Raw genomic sequence first — 17,997 nt, 5'->3', positions numbered from 1 at the left:
GATCCTCATGACCGACCGTTCGAAGCTGCTGATCTCGACCGATGACCTCGCCGCGCGGCTGGGCACGCCGGGCCTCGTTATCGTCGACGCCTCCTGGTACATGCCGGCGGAGAACCGCTCCGGCCGCGCCGAGTGGGAGGCGGAACGCATTCCCGGCGCCGTGCATTTCGACCTCGACGCCATCGCCGATCATTCGACCGACCTGCCGCACATGCTGGCGGGCGCCGAAGCCTTCGCAGCGGCGGTTGGGGCGCTCGGGATCTCGGAGACGGCCGAGATCGTCGTCTACGACGGCGCCGGCTTCTTCTCCGCCCCGCGCGTGTGGTGGAACCTGACCGTCTACGGCGCGAAGAACGTCCGCATCCTCGACGGCGGCCTGCCGAAGTGGAAGGCCGAGGGTCGCCCGCTCGACACGGCGGCGCCCGAGGTGCCCGCGCCCGCGACCTTCCGTGTGATGATCGACACCGGCCGGATCGCCGATCTCGACGGCGTCGTCGAGGTGCTGTCGACGGGGTCCGCGACGGTGGTCGACGCCCGCTCGGCGGTACGTTTCGCCGGTGAGGCGCCGGAGCCGCGGGCGGGTCTGCGTGCCGGCCACATGCCGGGGGCGAAGAACGTGCCGCATTCGGCGATCGTGGCGGCCGGCCGTCTCGCCGACGAGGCGACGCTGCGCGCGGCCTTCGCGGCGGTCGATCTCGATCGGCCGATCGTGACGTCCTGCGGCTCGGGCGTGTCGGCGGCGATCCTGTGGCTGGCGCTCGAGAGCCTCGACGTCCCGCGTTCCAAGCTCGCGCTCTACGACGGTTCGTGGACCGAATGGGGCGGTTCGCCGAAGACGACGGTCGTCACCGGAGAGTGAGAGGGCGGATCCGGCGAGTTACGCTCAGGTTCCTTGCCCTCTGTTCGGCTTCACCCTGAGGTGCCCGGCAACGCCGGGCCTCGAAGGGCGAAGCCTCGACGGCGCCGTGCCTCTCGGTCCTTCGCCCTTCGAGGCTCGCTTCGCGAGCACCTCAGGATGAAGGACCTCCGCAAGATGTCGAAGATATCTCTCTTCCGGCGCTCCTTCGGCCGTCACCCCTCGCCGAGCAGCTCCAGCACGATGCGCGTCGCCGTGGCGCCGGGGGTCTCGGCGAGGCCCTCGCGCATCGTCGCGTCGAGCCGGGCGAAGGCGGCGATCTGCGCCGCCCGCGCGTTGCCCGGCGTCGCGAGATCGGCGAGACGGGCCGCGACCGTCTCCGGCACCAGAGCCTCGTCGATGAACTCCGGCACCACCAGTTCGCCGAGCACGATGTTGGGGAGCAGCGCCGTGCGCACCTTGGCCATCGCGCGCAGCGGCTTCGGGATGTCGAGGAAATGCTTGACGATCCGCCCGATGGCGTCGAGCCGGTAGCAGGCGACGTGCGGAATGCCGGCGAGCGCCAGTTCGAGCGTCACCGTGCCCGAGGCGGCGAGCGCCAGATCGGCGGCGCGGAAGGCCTCGAACTTCGCCGCCTCGCCCGAGACGATGCGGGGGACGACCGGCCAGTCGGCGACGCGGGCCTCGATCTCGGCGCGGACGTGGTCGACCGCCGGGATCGTCACCTCGAACGGGCCGATGCGATCGGCGAGGCCGCGCAGCACGTCGCCGAAGGGCGCCATCAGCCGCGTCACTTCCGAGCGTCGGCTGCCGGGCAGTACGAGCAGGTTCAGCGGCCGCGTGCCCGGTGCAGGCAACTCCGCACGATCGGGGCGGCGGACGGCATCGACGCGTTCGATGTAGGGATGGCCGACGTAGGACGTCGGCGGCCCGCCGAGGAGGCGGTGGACCTCCGGCTCGAAGGGCAGCAGTGCCAGCAGCCGGTCGGTGAAACGGGCGATCTTGCCGGCCCGCCCCGGACGCCAGGCCCAGACCGTCGGCGAGACGTAGATGACGATCTTCTGCTCCGGCCGCACCTTCTTCACGCGCTTGGCGACGCGGTGGCAGAAGTCGGGGCTGTCGATCAGCACCAGCACGTCGGGGCGCGCGGCTATCGCCGCTTCCGCCGTCTCGCGGATGCGCCGCAGGATCAGCGGCAGGCGGCGCAGCACCGGGCCGATGCCCATGACGGCGATGTCGGAGATCGGAAAGAGGCTGGCGAGCCCCTCCCCCGCCAGCGCCGGCCCGCCGACGCCTTCGAGCATCAGCCGATCGCCGAGCGCCTGCCGCAGCCCGTGGGCGAGACGGGCGCCGAGCAGGTCGCCGGAGGTCTCTCCCGCCACGACGAAGACGCGGACCGGGGGCTCGGGGACCTCGCTCATGCCGTGACCTCCTCGACGCCGAAGACGAAGACGCCGGTCTCGTCGGCGGCGCGCGCGACCTCGGTCCGGTCGGCGACCAGCGTCGCGCCGGCGACGACGGCGATGCCGGAGAGCCCGGCGGCGGCGGCGGCGCGCACCGTGGCGGGGCCGATCGCCGGCATGTCGAGGCGCAGATCCTGGATCGGCTTCGGGCACTTCACCAGCACTGCCGGCGGGTGCTTCTCGGCCCGCGCGGCATAGGCGGCGATCATCGCGTCGGTGCCGGACCAGTCCTCGGTGAGGACGACCGCGTCGCCCTCGAGGATCACGCCCTGGCCGACGTCGCCGAGCCCGTGGCGACGCGCGGCGGCGACGCCGACGGCGATCGCGGCGCGTGCCGGCTCGTCGGGGGCGACGCGGCCGAGCGGGCCGGCGGGCATGAGGAGTTCGGGCGCGGCCTCGGCGGCGCCGACGAGGCGCAGGCCGCGGCTCTCGAAGATGCGGCCGACGCGGCGCAGGATGCCGTCCTCACCGCCCGCCAGGATGCGCAGGCTGCGCAGCAGCACCCAGAGGTCGGCGAGATCGAACTCGCCCCAGCGCGGCAGGCGCTTGCCGACCGATCCGACGATCACCAGATCGCGGGCGCCGCGGTCGCGGGCGAGGCGGATCAGGCGGGAGACCTGGCCGAGCGAGATCCAGACGTGGTCGTGGGCCTCGATCTCGGCCGAGGCGTCGCCGCGGATGGCGGCGATGGTGACGGGGCGGCCGCGGGCGGCGGCGGCATCGGCGACGAGGCGCGGAAAGCGCCCGCCGCCGGCGAGCACGATCAGCGGACCTTCGCCCTCGTCGCGCCGCGCCGTCATCGCATCCTCACCGCGGCATGCAGACGCGGCGGTCACCGCCCTCGCGGATGAAGGACACCACGTCCATCACCAGCGGCTCGTCGGCGAACATCGTGGCGACGTCCTCGACGCGCTCGAGCAGCGTGCCCTCTTCCGAGAACAGCATGCGATAGGCGGCGCGCAGCTTGTGGATGCTCTCGCGCTCGAAGGCGCGGCGCTTGAGGCCGACGATGTTGAGACCGCCGAGGCGGGCGCGATCGCCGATCGCCGAACCGTAGGGGATCAGGTCGTTCTCGAGGCCCGAGAGGCCGCCGAGGAAGGAATGCGGCCCGATCCGCACCCACTGGTGCACGGCCGAGAGGCCCCCGAGGATGGCGTGGTCGCCGACGGTGACGTGGCCGGCGAGCGTCGCGTTGTTGACGAGGATGACCTCGTTGCCGACGTGGCAGTCGTGGGCGACGTGGGCGCCGACCATGATCAGGCAGCGATCGCCGATCGAGGTCAGCAGGCCGCCGCCCTCGGTACCGGGGTGGATCGTCACGTGCTCGCGGATGGTGTTGCCGGCGCCGATCGTCAGGCGGCTCGCCTCGCCGTGGTACTTGAGGTCCTGCGGCGGGTGGCCGATCGAGGCGAAGGGATAGATCTTGGTCTTGGGGCCGATCTCGGTCTTGCCGGCGACCGAGACGTGGCTCACCAGCTCGACGCCGTCGCCGAGCACCACCTCGGGGCCGACGACGCAGAAGGGACCGATGGACACGTCGGCGCCGACGACCGCGCCGTCCTCGACGATCGCGGAGGGATGGATCTTCGCCATGGGGACGATTCCTCGTCTGTGTTGTTCGCGTCCGTGGTCTATCGACCGGAAGGGCGCGAACGAAATCACTTCGTGTGTCGGTATGTGACGACGGGCGTCAGGCGACCAGCATGGCGCTGACTTCGGCCTCGGCGACGATCTTGCCGTCGACCTTGGCCTCGCCGCGGAACCACCACATGTTGGACCGCTGGCGCTGCTTGGCGACGTGGAACTCGACCGTGTCGCCCGGCACCACCGGCTTGCGGAACTTCACCTTGTCGACCGTCATGAAATAGACGACCGAGGGACGCGCGCCGCCGCCGGACTTCTTGCTCTTCAGCACGCACATCGCGCCGGCCGTCTGGGCCATGGCCTCGATCAGATAGACGCCCGGGAACACCGGCCGCTCCGGGAAATGGCCCTGGAACTGCGGCTCGTTGTAGGTGACGTTCTTGATGCCGACGCCGCGGTCGTCGCCGTCGATGTCGACGATCTTGTCGATCAGCAGGAAGGGATAACGGTGCGGCAGGAGCTCGAACAGCTCCTGGATGCCGACGGATTCGAGCGTGGTGGCGGGTTGGTCGGTCATCGCGCTCCTCTTTCCTCTCTCGTCTCGGTCCACGACGGCGCCGCAATTGCGCCGGTCGGGTCCATCAGTCCTTGGCGTCCGAACGGGCGGCGAGACGCGCCACCGCGGCCAGTTCGCGCGCCGCTTCCATGAAGGGCTTCGCCGGCGCGCCGACCCAACGGGCTCCGGCGGGGACGTCGGTGTGGACGCCCGAGCGCGCGCCGAGCTGGGCGCCCGCGCCGATCGTGACATGGCCGGCGATGCCGACTTGACCCGCCAGGACGACGAAGTCGCCGAGCTTGGTCGAGCCGGAAATGCCGACCTGCGAAACGATGACGCAGTGGCGGCCGATCTCGACGTTGTGGGCGATCATCACCAGATTGTCGATCTTCGAGCCCTCGCCGATCACCGTGTCGCGGTTGGCGCCGCGGTCGATCGTCGTGTTGGCGCCGATCTCGACGTCGTCCTGGACGACGACGCGACCGGTCTGCGGCACCTTCTGGTGGCCGCCGGCGCCCATGGCGAAGCCGAAGCCGTCCTGGCCGATGCGCACGCCGCCGTGGAGGATGACGCGGTTGCCGATCAGGCAGTGGATCAGCGAGGCGTTCGGGCCGACATAGGCGTTGCGGCCGATGCGGACGTCGTGGCCGATCACCGCGCCGGCGCAGATCGCCGTGCCGGTGCCGATCTCGGCGCGGGCGCCGATCACCGCGCCCGGCTCGACGGTGACGCCGGGTTCGAGCCTGGCGGTCGCGTGGACATGGGCGGCGGGCGAGACGCCCGGCTCGGCGCCGAAGACGCCCTCGGGGCGCAGGGCGGCCGGATAGAAGCGGCCGGCGACGGTCGCGTAGGCACGGTAGGGATCGCGCACGATCAGCGCGACGACGCCCTCCGGCACCTCCTTGGCGAAGCGCTCGGCCACCAGGCAGGCGGTCGCCCGGGTCGCGGCGAGCTGCGGCGCGTATTTCTTGTTGTCGAGGAAGGTCACGTCGCCGCGACCGGCACCGTCGAGCGGGCCGACGCCCTTGACGACGGTGGCGAGCGCCGTCTCGTCGGCGCAGGTGGCACCGGTCCAGGCGCAGACTTCGGCGATGGTCGCCGGCTTGGGGGCAGCGAAGAAGGACGGATCGCTCATCGCGATGGAACTCCGACACGGTCGAACGGTCGGGCAAATCCGGGTCCGTTCAAAGAAAAAGGGCCGCCGCACGGATGGCGGCGGCCCGATCGATGCGGTCGATCGACCTCAGAACTGGGTGCCGCCCGAGAAGCGGAAGACCTGCGTCTGGTCGTACTTCGACTTCGAGACCGGGATGCCGAAGTCGGCACGCAGCGGACCGAAGGGCGAGCGCCACAGGATGCCGACGCCGACCGAAGCGCGGACCTTGTTCTCGTCGACGTAGTTCAGACCGGCCGGAACCGAGCGCTTGTCGATGCTCCAGAGCTGGCCGGCATCGGCGAAGGCCGACATGTAGAGGCCGAACTCGTCCGGGGTGCCCGGAACCGGCATCGAGACTTCCGCCGTCGCCGCCCAGTAGTTGCGACCGCCGAGGGCTTCCGAATAGACGCCGCCGATGTCGCGCGGGCCGAAGCCCGAGGAGGCGAAGCCGCGGATCGTCTCGCCGCCGAGGAAGAAGTTGTCGATGATCTCGAGCTTCTTGCCGACGCCGGCGATGTTGCCCGCGCGGCCGCGGACCATACCGATCACGCCCCAGTCGGCCCACAGTTCGCGATAGTAGCGGGCGTCGAGCGTCGAGCGGATGTAGCTCGCGTCGCCGCCGGCACCGGCGAACTCTTCGGTCCACTTGGCGTAGATGCCGTCACGCGGGAACTGGATGTTGTCGACCGTGTTGTAGACCAGGCTGACGGCCGGGGTCGACACGATGCGGCTGCGCGACAGAACGCCGGCACCGGCGCAGTTCGCCTGACCGCAGATGTAGTACTTGTAGGCCAGCGAGGCTTCGCCGTTGGCGGGGTTGGTGTCCGCCTGGGTCGCGTCGAGCGAGATCTTCGACTGCAGCAGGGTGTAGCTGACGCCGAAGGTCAGATTCTCGGTGATCGGCAGGCCGAAGCGCAGCGTACCACCGGTGTCCTTCTGTTCGTAGTTGCGGTAGCTCGTGGTGAGCTGCTGCTTCTGGAACACGTCGAAGCCGGCCGAGATGCGATAGCCGAGGAAGTAGGGCTCGGTGAAGGAGAACTGCCAGCCGCGGGTGTGCTGACCGTACTGCACCGAGGCCTTCAGATACTGGCCGCGACCGAGGAAGTTCTTCTCGGAGAAGGACACGTCGCCGATGATGCCGTCGGCGGTCGAGTAGCCGGCGCCGAAGCCGAGTTCGCCCGTGGGCTGTTCCTCGACGTCCACGTTCACGACGACGCGGTCCGGGGCGGAACCCGCCTCGGTGTTGACCTTGACCGACTTGAAGAAGCCGAGACGGTTCAGGCGACGCTCGGCCTTGGAGACCAGCGCCTTGGAATAGGCATCGCCCTCGCCCATGTCGAACTCGCGACGCACCACGTAGTCACGGGTACGGTCGTTGCCGCGCACGTTGATGCGCTCGACGTAGACGCGCGGACCTTCCTCGACATAGTAGGTGATCGAGATGGTGCGGCCGGCATAGTCGCGCTGGGCGCGCGGACGCACCTGAGCGAAGGGATAGCCGGAGCGGCTGGCGGCCAGCGACAGCGCCTCGATGGTCTTCTCGACCTCTTCGGACGAATAGACCGAACCCGAACGGGTGCCGACTTCCGAGCGCAGCGCGGCGGCGTCGAGACCGGCGAGCGAGCTCTGGACGTCGATCTCGCCGTAGGAATACTGCTGACCCTCGTCGATGGTGAAGCCGACGAAGAAGACGTTGCGCTCACGGTCGAGGTCGGCCGTCGCGGAGACGATGCGGACGTCGGCGTAGCCGTTCTTCATGTAGAACTTGCGCAGCGCCTCCTGATCCTGCTGGAGGCGATCCGGATCGTAGGTGTCGGTCGAACGCAGCCAGCCGAGCAGACCGGTCTCGCGGGTCTTGACGACGTCGCGCAGGCGGCCGGCGGAATAGGAATTGTTGCCGGAGAACGAGATGCGGGTGACGGCGGTCTTGTCGCCCTCGTCGATCTCGTAGACCAGGTTCACGCGGTTGTCGGGCAGGTTGATCACCTTGGCCTCGACCTGGGCGCGATAGCGACCGTTGCGGCGATAGGCCTCGAGCAGACGCTGCACGTCGGACTGCACGTCGTTCTTCGACATGAAGCCGCGCGGCTTGGCCTGAATGACGCCCTTCAGCTGCTCGTCGGTGATGCGCTTGTTGCCCTCGAAGGCGATCTTGTTGATCTGCGGGCTCTCGGTCACGACCACGACGGTGTTGCCGCCCTCGCGGGTGACCTTCACGTCGGAGAACAGGTCGGTCGCATAGAGCGCCTTGAGGACCGCGTCGGTGTCACCGCCCTTGGCGTTCTGCACCACGTAGGAGCGGATCGTCTCGGTCTCGATTCGCTTGTTGCCACGCACGATCACGTCGGCCTTGGCAACGCTCGCCCCGAAGATTGCACCGTCGCCCATCGCGACGGGAACCACCGTCAGCAGCGCCGCCGCGAGGGCCGTCTTCTTCATCGTGCTCGCGAAGGAACTCATCGTATTTCGGCCCCGTTTCACTTCGACCCTCGACACCCTGCGACCTCCGCTGAACGCGGGACGCAGGCCCAACCCGGCGAGGATCGGAATCTCTTCGTCCGTACCGTGCTTTGTACAGCCTTTTGGCACATGTGCAACCCGACCGCCGGACTCTTCCGACGGGTTTGTGAGCGACCGTTGCCCGATCGCCACGTCATCGGCTCCCCACGGCTCGACCATACGCGATACTCCCCGAGCGTGAATGCGACACGACGCCTGCACCCCCTCAACCGCCGCTGCGCAGCGAGACGAGATGGAGGATGTCGTACCACGACGAAACCAGCGTCAACGTCAGAATCAGCCCCAGACCGATGCGGAATCCGATGTCCTGGGCGCGTTCCGACAAGGGTCGGCCGCGCACCGCCTCGGCGGCGTAGAAGACCAGATGGCCACCGTCGAGCATGGGAATCGGGAACAGGTTCAGAAGGCCGATCGACACCGACAAAAGTGCAACGAGATTGATCAGCGCCGGGAAGCCGAGCCCGGCGACCTCGCCGGAGATCTGGGCGACGCGCAGCGGGCCGCCGATCTGGTCGATCGATTCCCGGCCCGAGAACAGGCCGCCGACGTAGGACAGCGTCTTCTCGACGAAGAACCACGTCTCCTTGACGCCCTCGACGACCGCTTCGCCCGGACCGAAGGTCCTGAGGTGGCGATCGGCGGGATCGGTTGAGGCGCGGATGCCGACGAGACCGCGGCGCTGGCTACCGAAACGGCTCTTCTCCTCGAAGAGGCGCGGAGTCAGCGTCACGTCGACGCGCTGGCCGCCGCGGTCGATCTCGAATCGGGTCGTCTGGCCGGCGCGCTCGGAGACGATGCGCATCACGTCCATGAAGGTCGAAACCGGCTTGCCTTCGATCGTCATGATCAGATCGCCCGGGCGCACGCCGGCCTCGGCCGCGACCTCGCCCGGCGACACGTCGCCGACCTTGGGCAGCAGATCCCAGCGACCGCCGAAGAACAGCAGGCCGGAGAAGACGACGATGGCGAGCAGGAAGTTGGCAATCGGACCGGCGGCGACGATGGCGGCGCGGGCCCCGACCGACTTGGTCTGGAAGGAACGGTCGCGCTCTTCGACGCTCATGCCGTCGAGCGCCTCGCGATCGGACACCGAGGCGGCGTTCTCGTCACCGACGAAGCGGACGTAGCCGCCGAGCGGGATCATCGAGACGCGCCAACGGGTGCCGTGGCGATCGTTCCAGCCGAAGAGCTCGGGGCCGAAGCCGATCGAAAAGGTCACGACGCCGACGCCGCAGAAGCGGCCGACGAGAAAGTGCCCCAGTTCGTGAAAGAAGACCACGAGCGTGAGGACGAAGAGAAACGGCGGCACGTAGCCGACGAAACTCCACACGTCGTTGAGCACTTGCATCCACCACCCTCGACTACCGGCGATACGCCCCGGTTCCCCGAGTGTCGCACGCCAATCCTTTACGAATGTTCCACGGGATTCCGGCCGATTTCCGACCGGATCCGAGAACTCAACCCGCCGCGAAGAGCCCGCCGCGGACGACGACTAAGGCGGCGGCGACGAGAGCCGCCGTCACCAGACCGTCGACCCGGTCGAGCAGACCACCGTGGCCGGGAATGATCCAGCCCGAATCCTTCACCCCGAAACGCCGCTTGAGGCTCGACTCGAAGAGATCGCCGCCCTGCGAGGCGATCGACATGACGGCGGCGAGCAGCGCGATGGCGAAGAGCCCCTTGGCGCCCGCCACGGCCGCGGCGGCGACGCCGCAGATCGCGGCGGCGGCGAGCCCGCCGAGGGCGCCCGACCAGGTCTTCTTCGGCGACACCGCCGGCCACAGCTTCGGTCCACCGATCGCCCGACCGGTGAAATAGGCGGCGATGTCGGTCGCCCAGACCACGGCGAAGAGAAAGATCACCTGCGCGAGCCCGGAGGGGCCTTCGCGAAGAAGCTCGAGCGAGAGCGACGGCAGCACCGCGTAGAACGGTCCGAAGGGCGCCCAGCGGTCTGCCCCGGCGACGGTCCCTGCCCTCGCCTCGACGAAACCGACCGCGGCGGCGGCGAACATCGCGCCGGCCGAGAGCAGCACCGCGACCTTGCCCGCGGCCGGCACCAGCCCGACGCCGACCGCGACGGCGAGGCCGACCAGCGCCAGCTGGACGAGGCGCAGCGGCGCCCAGGAGCGGCCCATGGCGATGGTCGCCCATTCGGACGCCATGACGACGCCGCAGAGGACGACGAGGAGCGAGAAGGCCGTCCCGCCCGCCCAGGTGACACCGAGGGCGACGGGCGCGATCACCACGGCCGAGGCGACGCGCAGCTTCAGTTCGCGTGCCTTGTCGGAGGCCGGGTTCGCGTCGGTCATTTGGCCCCCAGGGAGACGCCGATGCCGCCGAAGCGGCGTTCGCGGCCGTTGTATTCGTCGATCGCCGCGTCGAAGGCGGCCTCGTCGAAGTCGGGCCAGAGCACGGGCGAGAAGACCAGCTCGGAATAGGCCGCCTGCCACATGAGGAAGTTGGAGAGCCGCTTCTCGCCCGAGGTGCGGATCAGTAGATCGGGATCGGGGATCCCGTCGGTCCACAGGGCATTGGCGAAGGCGTCGCGATCGATCGCGTCGGCCGAAATCTCGCCGCGGGCTACCCGCTCGGCGAGGATGCGGGCAGCGCGCACGATCTCGTCGCGCGAACCGTAGTTGAAGGCGATGATCAGGCGCAGGCCGGTGTTCGCCCGCGTCAGGTCCTCGGCCTCGGCGAGCAGCGCGGCGATGTCGGGAGCGAGGTCGCCGCGTTCGCCGATCACCGAGATGCGGACGTTCTCGGCATGGAGCTCGGCGAGGTCGCGGCGGATGAAGTACTTGAGGAGCCCCATCAGGAACCCGACTTCCTCCGCCGGCCGACGCCAGTTCTCCGAGGAGAAGGAATAGAGCGTCAGATGGCCGACGCCGCGCCGCGAGGCGTGGCGGATGATGCGGCGCACCGTCTCCATGCCGCGGCGATGGCCTTCGGTGCGCGGCAGGCCGCGAGCCTGCGCCCAACGGCCGTTGCCGTCCATGATCAGGGCGACGTGGTTCGGCACCTCGCCGGCGGCACCGGCGAGGTCGCGTTCGATCGAACCATCGGACGCCATGCTCATGTGCTCGGTCCCCGTCCCGTCCGTGACCCGGATCAGACCTTGGTGATGTCCTGCTCCTTGGCGGCGAGCAGCTTGTCGATCTCGACCACCGTCTCGTCGGTGAGCTTCTGGACGCGATCGGCGAGACGGGACTCCTCGTCCTCGCTCATGCCGTCCTTCACCGCCTTCTTCAGGCTGTCGATGCCGTCGCGGCGGACGTGACGGACGGCGACGCGGGCCGCCTCGGCATATTTGTGGGCGACCTTGACCAGCTCCTTGCGGCGCTCGGCGTTGAGCTCCGGGATCGGCACGCGCAGCGTCGCGCCTTCGGAGATCGGGTTGAGGCCGAGGTTCGCCTCGCGGATCGCCTTCTCCACCGCGCCGGCCATGCCGCGATCCCAGACCGAGACCAGCAGCATGCGCGACTCGGGCACCGAGACGGTGGCGACCTGCGACAGCGGCATGCGGGCGCCGTAGGCCTCGACCGTCACCGGCTCGAGCAGGTGGGTGGAGGCGCGACCGGTGCGCAGGCCCGAGAGTTCTTCCTTGTAGACGTGGACCGCCTGGCCCATGCGGCGCTTGATGTCTTCGATGTCGAACTTGTGTGCCATGGGGACTTCCTCGGAAAGCTTCCTCGGGATCGGCCCGGCCGGCGAGGCGATCGCTCGGAGCGGGCCCGGACGACACGGGGATCGGCCCCGGCGCCCGTGATGAAAAGCGTCTTGCGTCGCGGCGCGGGCCGGTCAGGCCTCGCGTCCGGCCACCAGGGTGGCGCGGCCGGAGCCCTTCAGCACCTCGATCAGGGCGGCGGGCTCCTCGAGCGAGAACACGATTATCGGAATAGCGTTGTCGCGGGCAAGTGCGAAAGCCGCCGTATCGAGCACCTTGAGATCGCGGCCGATCGCCTCGTCGAAGGTCAGACGATCGAAGCGGGTCGCCGTCGGGTCCTTCTTGGGGTCGGCGGTATAGACGCCGTCGACGTTGGTCGCCTTGAAGATGGCGTCGCAGCGCATCTCCGAGGCGCGCATCGCCGCCGTGGTGTCGGTCGTGAGGAACGGCGTGCCGAGGCCGCCGGCGAAGAGCGCGACGCCGTCGGTCGCCAACGCCTCGAGCGCGTGGCGCTGGGTGAAGTCGTCGGCGACGGCCGGCATCGACAGGCCGGAGAAGACCTTGGCCTTGAGCCCGCGGGCGCTCAGCGCCTCGCGCATGGTGAGCGCATTCATCACCGTCGCCATCATGCCCATGTGGTCGCCGGTGACGCGGTCGGTGCCCTGCTTCTGCAGCCAGGCGCCGCGGAAGAGGTTGCCGCCGCCGATGACGATGCCGATCTCGGCGCCGAGCGCCCGGGCGGCGACGATGGCGTCGGCGATGCGGCCGACCACGTCGGTGTCGATGCCGAGCGGCGCGCCACCGGCCAGCGCCTCGCCCGAGAGCTTCAGAAGGACGCGTTTCCAGGCGAGGGTCTCGGTCATTCGTGGCTCCTTCGGTCGGGCGGCGGGGCGAGTCGCGATGCGCCTCGCGCGTGCGGGCTGGCAATACACGAAGCACGGCGTTTCGTCATCAACCGGGCCTCAATAAGAGAAAAGGCCGCCCGCGGGTCTCGCGGACGGCCTTTCTTCAATCGTTCGATGCTCGGATCAGACGCCCGCGGCGGCGGCCACTTCGGCGGCGAAGTCCGAGGTCTCCTTCTCGATGCCCTCGCCGATCACCATGCGCACGAAGGCCTTGATGGTGACGGGGGTGCCGAGATCCTTGGAGGCCTGGGCGACGAGGCCCTCGACGGTCAGCTCGGGGTTCATCACGAAGTTCTGCTTCAGGAGGGTGACCTCCTCGTAGAACTTGCGGATGCGGCCCTCGACCATCTTCTCGACGACGGCGGCCGGCTTGCCGGACTCGAGCGCCTGAGCGGAGAAGATCTGACGTTCCTTCTCGACGATCGCCGGGTCGATCTCCTCGGTGCGCACGGCGGCCGGGGTCGGATCGTGGGCGGCGACGTGCATGGCGATCTGCTTGCCGAGGGCGGCGAGCTTGGCCTTGTCGGCGGCGGACTCGAGCGCGACGAGCACGCCGATCTTGCCCATGCCGTCGGCGACCTGGTTGTGGACGTAGGACGCGACCACGCCGTCGGCGACGGACAGCGCGGCCGTGCGGCGCAGCTGCATGTTCTCGCCGATGGTGGCCACCGCGTCGGTCAGGCTGTCGGTCACCGACTTGCCGGTCGACGGCAGGGCGGTGGCGGCGAGCTTGGCGACGTCGCCCTCGGCGCCGAGCGCCAGCTGGGCGATGCCCTTGACGACGGCCTGGAAGCCTTCGTTGCGGGCGACGAAGTCAGTCTCGGAGTTGACCTCGACGACGGCGCCGCGCAGGCCGTCGGTGGCGACGCCCACGAGACCCTCGGCGGCGGTGCGGCCGGACTTCTTGGCGGCCTTCGACAGGCCCTTCTTGCGCAGCCAGTCGACCGCGGCCTCCATGTCGCCGGCGTTCTCGGCGAGAGCGGCCTTGCAGTCCATCATGCCCGCGCCGGTCTTGTCGCGGAGTTCCTTCACCTGGGAAGCAGAGATGCTCATGTTGGCCTCTGGGGGGTGCTGTGATGAAAAACGGCCGAGGCGGAGGCCTCGGCGACGGACGGGAACACGGGGTACCGCGCCATCGGCACGGCCTGCTCGAACCATCCGCCTCTGACGTCATCGAAACGCGATTCGACGACGAGCGGGTGACGAACGGCCCGGAGAAGCCCCGGGCCGTCCGAAGGGATCACTGCGCGGCTTCTTCGCCCGACAGGATGGCTTCCTCGACCGGAGCGTCGGAGGCGCCGATGTCCACACCCATGTCGCCCTGAGCGCGCGACAGGCCGTCGATGGCGGCGCGGGCGATCAGGTCGGTGTAGAGGGCGATGGCGCGGCCGGCGTCGTCGTTGCCCGGGATCGGATAGGTGATGCCGTCCGGATCGCAGTTCGAATCGAGGATCGCGGCGACCGGGATGCCCAGACGACGGGCTTCCTGGATGGCGAGGGCCTCACGGTTGGTGTCGATCACGAAGACCAGATCCGGCAGGCCGCCCATGTCCTTGATGCCGCCGAGCGAACGGTCGAGCTTCACGCGGTCGCGGTCCATGTTCAGACGCTCCTTCTTGGTGAGGCCCTGGGCCTCGCCACCGAGCATCGTCTCGATCTTGCGCAGACGGGTGATCGAGTTGGAGATGGTCTTCCAGTTGGTCAGCATGCCGCCGAGCCAGCGGGCGTTGACGAAGTACTGGGCGGAGCGACGGGCCGCATCGGCGACCGGCTCCTGGGCCTGGCGCTTGGTGCCGACGATGAGCACGCGGCCGCCACGAGCGACGGTGTCGGACACCGCCTTGAGCGCCTGATGCAGCAGCGGAACGGTCTGCGCGAGGTCGATGATGTGGATGTTGTTGCGGGTGCCGAAGATGAACTGGGCCATCTTCGGGTTCCAGCGGTGCTTCTGGTGACCGAAGTGGACGCCGGCCTCGAGCAGCTGACGCATGGTGAAATCGGGCAGAGCCATGGCTCTCTTCTCCTTTACCGGTTGAACCTCCGCGGGGGCAGAATGTTTCTCGTGCGAGAAACACCGGTAGGACGCTTGACGGCCCCGAGACATCCTTCTCGGTACCGAGCGCCCGACCCCACGCGTGTGGAATGGCGCGGGACATAGGCGCGATGGCGGGAGATGTCAAGGTGGGAGGGGGATGTGGATGCTCCCCCCCCCTGTCCGACCGCGTCGCCGACCTCTGAGGCCGGGGCGACGATCGGCCCGCTTGCTTCCGTCCTCCGGACGTCTGGAATGGAGGATGCGAGAATCGGTGAGACGATCGGACAGGCGGCCACGATGTCGAAATTCGGAACGAATGCCAGGATCCCCGGGATCGCCGCGGCGATGCTCACCGTCACGATCGCCGCCGCGGAGGCCGGCCCGGCACGGCCGGCGGGAGCCGAGCCTGCCGGCTGGCAGATCGAGGTCACCAGCTACGGCTGGTTCTCGGGCTTCCACGGCGACACCGCCACCCTGCCGCCGCTGCCCGCAGCCCGGGTCGACATGGGCTTCGGCGACATCCTGTCGAAGCTCGACGGCGCGCTGATGGGCATCGTCTATGCCCGCAGGGATCGGCTGATCCTGTGGGGCGACGTGATGTATTCGAAACTTTCGGTCGACGAGCGCTTCGCGACCCCCGCCTCGTCCTCTCTGACCCTGTCGAGCTCGACCCTCGTCGTTTCCGGCGGCCTCGGCTGGAGGGTCGTCGACGATCGGGTCTGGAACCTCGACCTGATGGCGGGCGCCCGCCTCTACCGGGTGAAGACCGACGCGCAGCTGAGCCTGCCCGGCTTCGGCATCACCCGCTCCGGCGACACCGACGAGGTCTGGGTCGATCCGATGCTCGGCGCCCACGCCGGCTTCCGCCTCTCCGACCGCTGGTACCTGACTTCCTGGGCCCTCGCCGGCGGCTCCGACACCGGCTCGAAATTGTCGTGGGACGCCTTCGGCGGCGTCGGCTGGAAGTACGACGATCGCTACACGCTGCTCGCCGGCTATCGCGGTCTCGGCATCGACCATACCCATGGCGGCTACGTCTACGACATCGTCCAGCACGGTCCGATCGTCGGCGTGAAGGCCAGTTTCTGACACGAGCGCCCTCTGACACGACGACCCCGCCGGCTCGAGGCGAACCGGCGGGGCGCATGGGGGATGGTCGTGGTCGTCGTGCCGCTCACGGCGTCGGATGGAGCGCCTTCAGCCGCGCCGTCATCGCCGGATCGAGCTTCTTGATCAGCCGCGCGTTGTAGGACCCCGACGGCATCGGCGCGATGGTCGGATCCTTCGTCGGGTTGAAGGTACGGATGTCCGCCTTCACCAGCTGCTGTGCCGCCACCGCGTAACGGCGCGAGATCGCCGCCGGCGTTCCCTCCTCGACCGACGGGTCGACGTTGACCGTCTCGATGGTGATCGTGTGGTCGCGGTTGAGGAAGATCTCGAAGGTGCGCATCTGCTGCGGGAAGTCGCGCAGCGAGCAGGTCTCGACGTGCCAGAAGCCCTTCTCCGGCGCGCCGACCGGATCGGGCGAGACGAAGGCCTTCACCGTGTTGAGGTGACGGTGGCCGGCGAGCCACATCAGGAGATTGGGGTGGGAATGCAGCTCGGCGAGCAGGTCGGGCAGCGTCACGGCGTTCTGCGGATCGAGCCACCAGCTCATCTCCGAGCGCGGCTCGCTCGGCTCGACGCCGATCGGGATGTGGGCGGCGATGATCATCAGCTGACCGGCCGCATCGCCCGCCGCCAGTTCCTTCTTCAGCCAGGTCCAGCGCGCCTCGTCGAGGAAGCCGTGACCATGGATGTCGAGCGACTTGTCGTCGTCCTTCTGGGTGTCGTCGAGCGAGATCACCCGGATCGGTACGTCCGCCTTCGGTACGAAGCTGTAGCAGGCGAAGCCCTTCTCGGCGGCGGCCCGATCGAACCCGTGTCCGACCGGGTTCGACGTCGTCTCGAAGAACTCCTTCATCCACTCCGCGGTGGTCAGCGACCGCCGGTCCGGATCGGCGGCGACCTTCGGCGGCGTCGCGAACGCCCCGACCGGGCCGGCGAAGGCGAGATCGCCGTAGGGCTTCGATCCGTCGAACACGCCCATGTAGTAGGTGTGGTCGACGATCCGCGACGGGTCGGCGAGCACGTCGCCGGCGGCGAAGACCTCGTCGGAGACGTAGGAGGCCCGGAGGTCGGGCCGCGGGCCGTGATCGACCGAGACCGACCCGAGCCAGAAGTGGTCGTGGTTGCCGAGCACCTGATACCAGGGGATCGACTTGTCGAGCCCCACCGCCTTGAACGGCTTCTGGAACTCGATGCTGTCGGCGCCGAGATGGGCGCCCGAACTCGGCCGGATCTCCTTGCCGTCGAGCACGTCGATGTACCAGCGCAGCTCGTTGTACTGCGTGGAGTTGGCGACGTCGCCGAGCGACAGGCCGAAGTCGAAGGGCGCCTTCGCATGGAGCCGGTTGATCGTCTGCACCGCGGCGTCGAGCACATGCGTCGTGTAGAGCATCACGCCCGAACACAGCGACGCCGTCACCGCCAGTTCCGGATGCAGCCGCTGGAGATAGATGCCCTGATTGGGGGCCTCCTTGTCGGTGATGTGGATGTCGGAGATGGTGAAGAACTTGAGCAGACGGCGCTTCCCGTCGGCCGCCGCGGCATCCCAGCCGGTCGGCATCAGATCGAGCCGGGTCACCGGCGCTGCGCCCTTGCCCCAGGTCCAGTTACCGATGCCGAGCGCGTCGTATTTCGCCAGTTCGTAGACCTCGGCCTTGGCCGTGGGCAGCGCCCCCGGAACGATCGTCCGCTCGGTTGTCGTGACGACCTTCGGGCCGATCGGATACTCGCCGGCCGCGTTGCGCCCGACCGTCGCGGCGAAGGCCGCGCCGAGGCGGCCGATGCCGGTGGCGGCGACCGTCACGGCCCATACGCCCGCTCCGAATCCACGTCTGGTCAATGTGTTCACGGCGAGTCTCCTGCTCGTTCGTTGGGCCGAGGGCGGTCGTCACCCCGCACGAGAGGTGCGGAGAGGGCTCGATCCGATCCGGCGATGGGCACTGCGATCCGAGGAGGGCCGTCCGACGAGGCCGAGATCGGTGTGATCGCGGTGAGGGCGCCAGCGCTCTGTGACGGTCGGGAGGGAGCGAAGTGCTTCATGATCGACGGCGAGGATCGTATTGCCGGCGCGCTTTACGAACGGTTGCCGTCGCACCGCCAGAAGACACGGAAGTATTTCTGCGTAATCATCGGCGTGTCGCACGCCGATCT

General features: G+C 68.9%; 16 protein-coding genes. 2 read left to right on the top strand and 14 right to left on the bottom strand.

Going from position 1 to position 17,997, the window contains the following annotated elements; all coding sequences use genetic code 11:
- Positions 1–7 precede the first annotated feature (7 nt).
- The gene (sseA, locus tag ACT53U_RS00610) at positions 8–859 is read left to right on the top strand and encodes a 3-mercaptopyruvate sulfurtransferase (RefSeq protein ID WP_476151888.1); all 852 of its coding nucleotides are present in this window, start codon (positions 8–10) and stop codon (positions 857–859) included.
- Between the two features lie 212 nt (positions 860–1,071).
- Here the strand turns inward: sseA and lpxB are convergent, their stop codons facing one another.
- From lpxB to rpsB, 13 genes are all read right to left on the bottom strand, one after another.
- Positions 1,072–2,277 carry a lipid-A-disaccharide synthase gene (lpxB, locus tag ACT53U_RS00605; protein WP_476151886.1) on the bottom strand — a complete coding sequence of 402 codons (1,206 nt, stop codon included), beginning with the start codon at positions 2,275–2,277 and terminating at the stop codon, positions 1,072–1,074.
- Entirely contained in the window at positions 2,274–3,119 is an 846-nt protein-coding gene (locus ACT53U_RS00600; RefSeq protein WP_476151884.1) for an LpxI family protein, read from the bottom strand. The genes lpxB and ACT53U_RS00600 overlap by 4 nt, the downstream gene beginning before the upstream one ends.
- A 7-nt stretch (positions 3,120–3,126) precedes the next feature.
- Positions 3,127–3,912: an acyl-ACP--UDP-N-acetylglucosamine O-acyltransferase gene (gene lpxA / locus ACT53U_RS00595; RefSeq protein ID WP_476151882.1), complete on the bottom strand. Its 786-nt coding sequence runs from the start codon at positions 3,910–3,912 to the stop codon at positions 3,127–3,129.
- Positions 3,913–4,009: 97 nt separating this feature from the next.
- Positions 4,010–4,480, bottom strand: a complete 471-nt coding sequence (fabZ, locus tag ACT53U_RS00590) for a 3-hydroxyacyl-ACP dehydratase FabZ (protein ID WP_476136956.1) — start codon at positions 4,478–4,480, stop codon at positions 4,010–4,012.
- A 64-nt stretch (positions 4,481–4,544) separates the two neighbouring features.
- A complete protein-coding gene (gene lpxD, locus ACT53U_RS00585) occupies positions 4,545–5,594 on the bottom strand; it encodes a UDP-3-O-(3-hydroxymyristoyl)glucosamine N-acyltransferase (RefSeq protein WP_476151881.1) in 1,050 nt (349 codons plus the stop codon).
- Between the two features lie 108 nt (positions 5,595–5,702).
- The gene (gene bamA, locus ACT53U_RS00580; protein WP_476151880.1) at positions 5,703–8,054 is read right to left on the bottom strand and encodes an outer membrane protein assembly factor BamA; all 2,352 of its coding nucleotides are present in this window, start codon (positions 8,052–8,054) and stop codon (positions 5,703–5,705) included.
- Positions 8,055–8,340: 286 nt separating this feature from the next.
- Positions 8,341–9,483 (bottom strand): M50 family metallopeptidase, encoded by a 1,143-nt coding sequence (locus ACT53U_RS00575; protein WP_476151878.1) that lies wholly within the window; start codon positions 9,481–9,483, stop codon positions 8,341–8,343.
- 109 nt (positions 9,484–9,592) lie between these two features.
- Entirely contained in the window at positions 9,593–10,444 is an 852-nt protein-coding gene (locus ACT53U_RS00570; RefSeq protein ID WP_476151877.1) for a phosphatidate cytidylyltransferase, read from the bottom strand.
- A complete protein-coding gene (locus tag ACT53U_RS00565) occupies positions 10,441–11,205 on the bottom strand; it encodes an isoprenyl transferase (RefSeq protein WP_476151876.1) in 765 nt (254 codons plus the stop codon). The genes ACT53U_RS00570 and ACT53U_RS00565 overlap by 4 nt, the downstream gene beginning before the upstream one ends.
- A 38-nt stretch (positions 11,206–11,243) precedes the next feature.
- Entirely contained in the window at positions 11,244–11,801 is a 558-nt protein-coding gene (gene frr / locus ACT53U_RS00560; RefSeq protein ID WP_476151874.1) for a ribosome recycling factor, read from the bottom strand.
- Positions 11,802–11,933: 132 nt separating this feature from the next.
- Complete coding sequence (pyrH, locus tag ACT53U_RS00555) at positions 11,934–12,662, bottom strand: UMP kinase (RefSeq protein WP_476151872.1); 729 nt, start codon at positions 12,660–12,662, stop codon at positions 11,934–11,936.
- 165 nt (positions 12,663–12,827) lie between these two features.
- Complete coding sequence (tsf, locus tag ACT53U_RS00550) at positions 12,828–13,757, bottom strand: translation elongation factor Ts (protein ID WP_476151871.1); 930 nt, start codon at positions 13,755–13,757, stop codon at positions 12,828–12,830.
- 187 nt (positions 13,758–13,944) lie between these two features.
- A complete protein-coding gene (gene rpsB / locus ACT53U_RS00545; protein ID WP_476151869.1) occupies positions 13,945–14,715 on the bottom strand; it encodes a 30S ribosomal protein S2 in 771 nt (256 codons plus the stop codon).
- A 369-nt stretch (positions 14,716–15,084) separates the two neighbouring features.
- On the opposite strand from rpsB, the gene ACT53U_RS00540 reads away from it, so the two are divergent.
- Positions 15,085–15,828, top strand: coding sequence for a hypothetical protein (locus ACT53U_RS00540; RefSeq protein ID WP_476151867.1), 744 nt, complete (start codon positions 15,085–15,087; stop codon positions 15,826–15,828).
- Positions 15,829–15,913: 85 nt separating this feature from the next.
- Here the strand turns inward: ACT53U_RS00540 and ACT53U_RS00535 are convergent, their stop codons facing one another.
- Complete coding sequence (locus ACT53U_RS00535; protein ID WP_476151865.1) at positions 15,914–17,650, bottom strand: TIGR03768 family metallophosphoesterase; 1,737 nt, start codon at positions 17,648–17,650, stop codon at positions 15,914–15,916.
- Between the last annotated feature and the right edge of the window lie 347 nt (positions 17,651–17,997).

The organism is Pinisolibacter sp. DMC19, assembly GCF_056313985.1.
The sequence above is the reverse complement of the archived record's forward strand: the minus strand, read 5'-3'. Positions and strand labels throughout refer to the sequence as shown.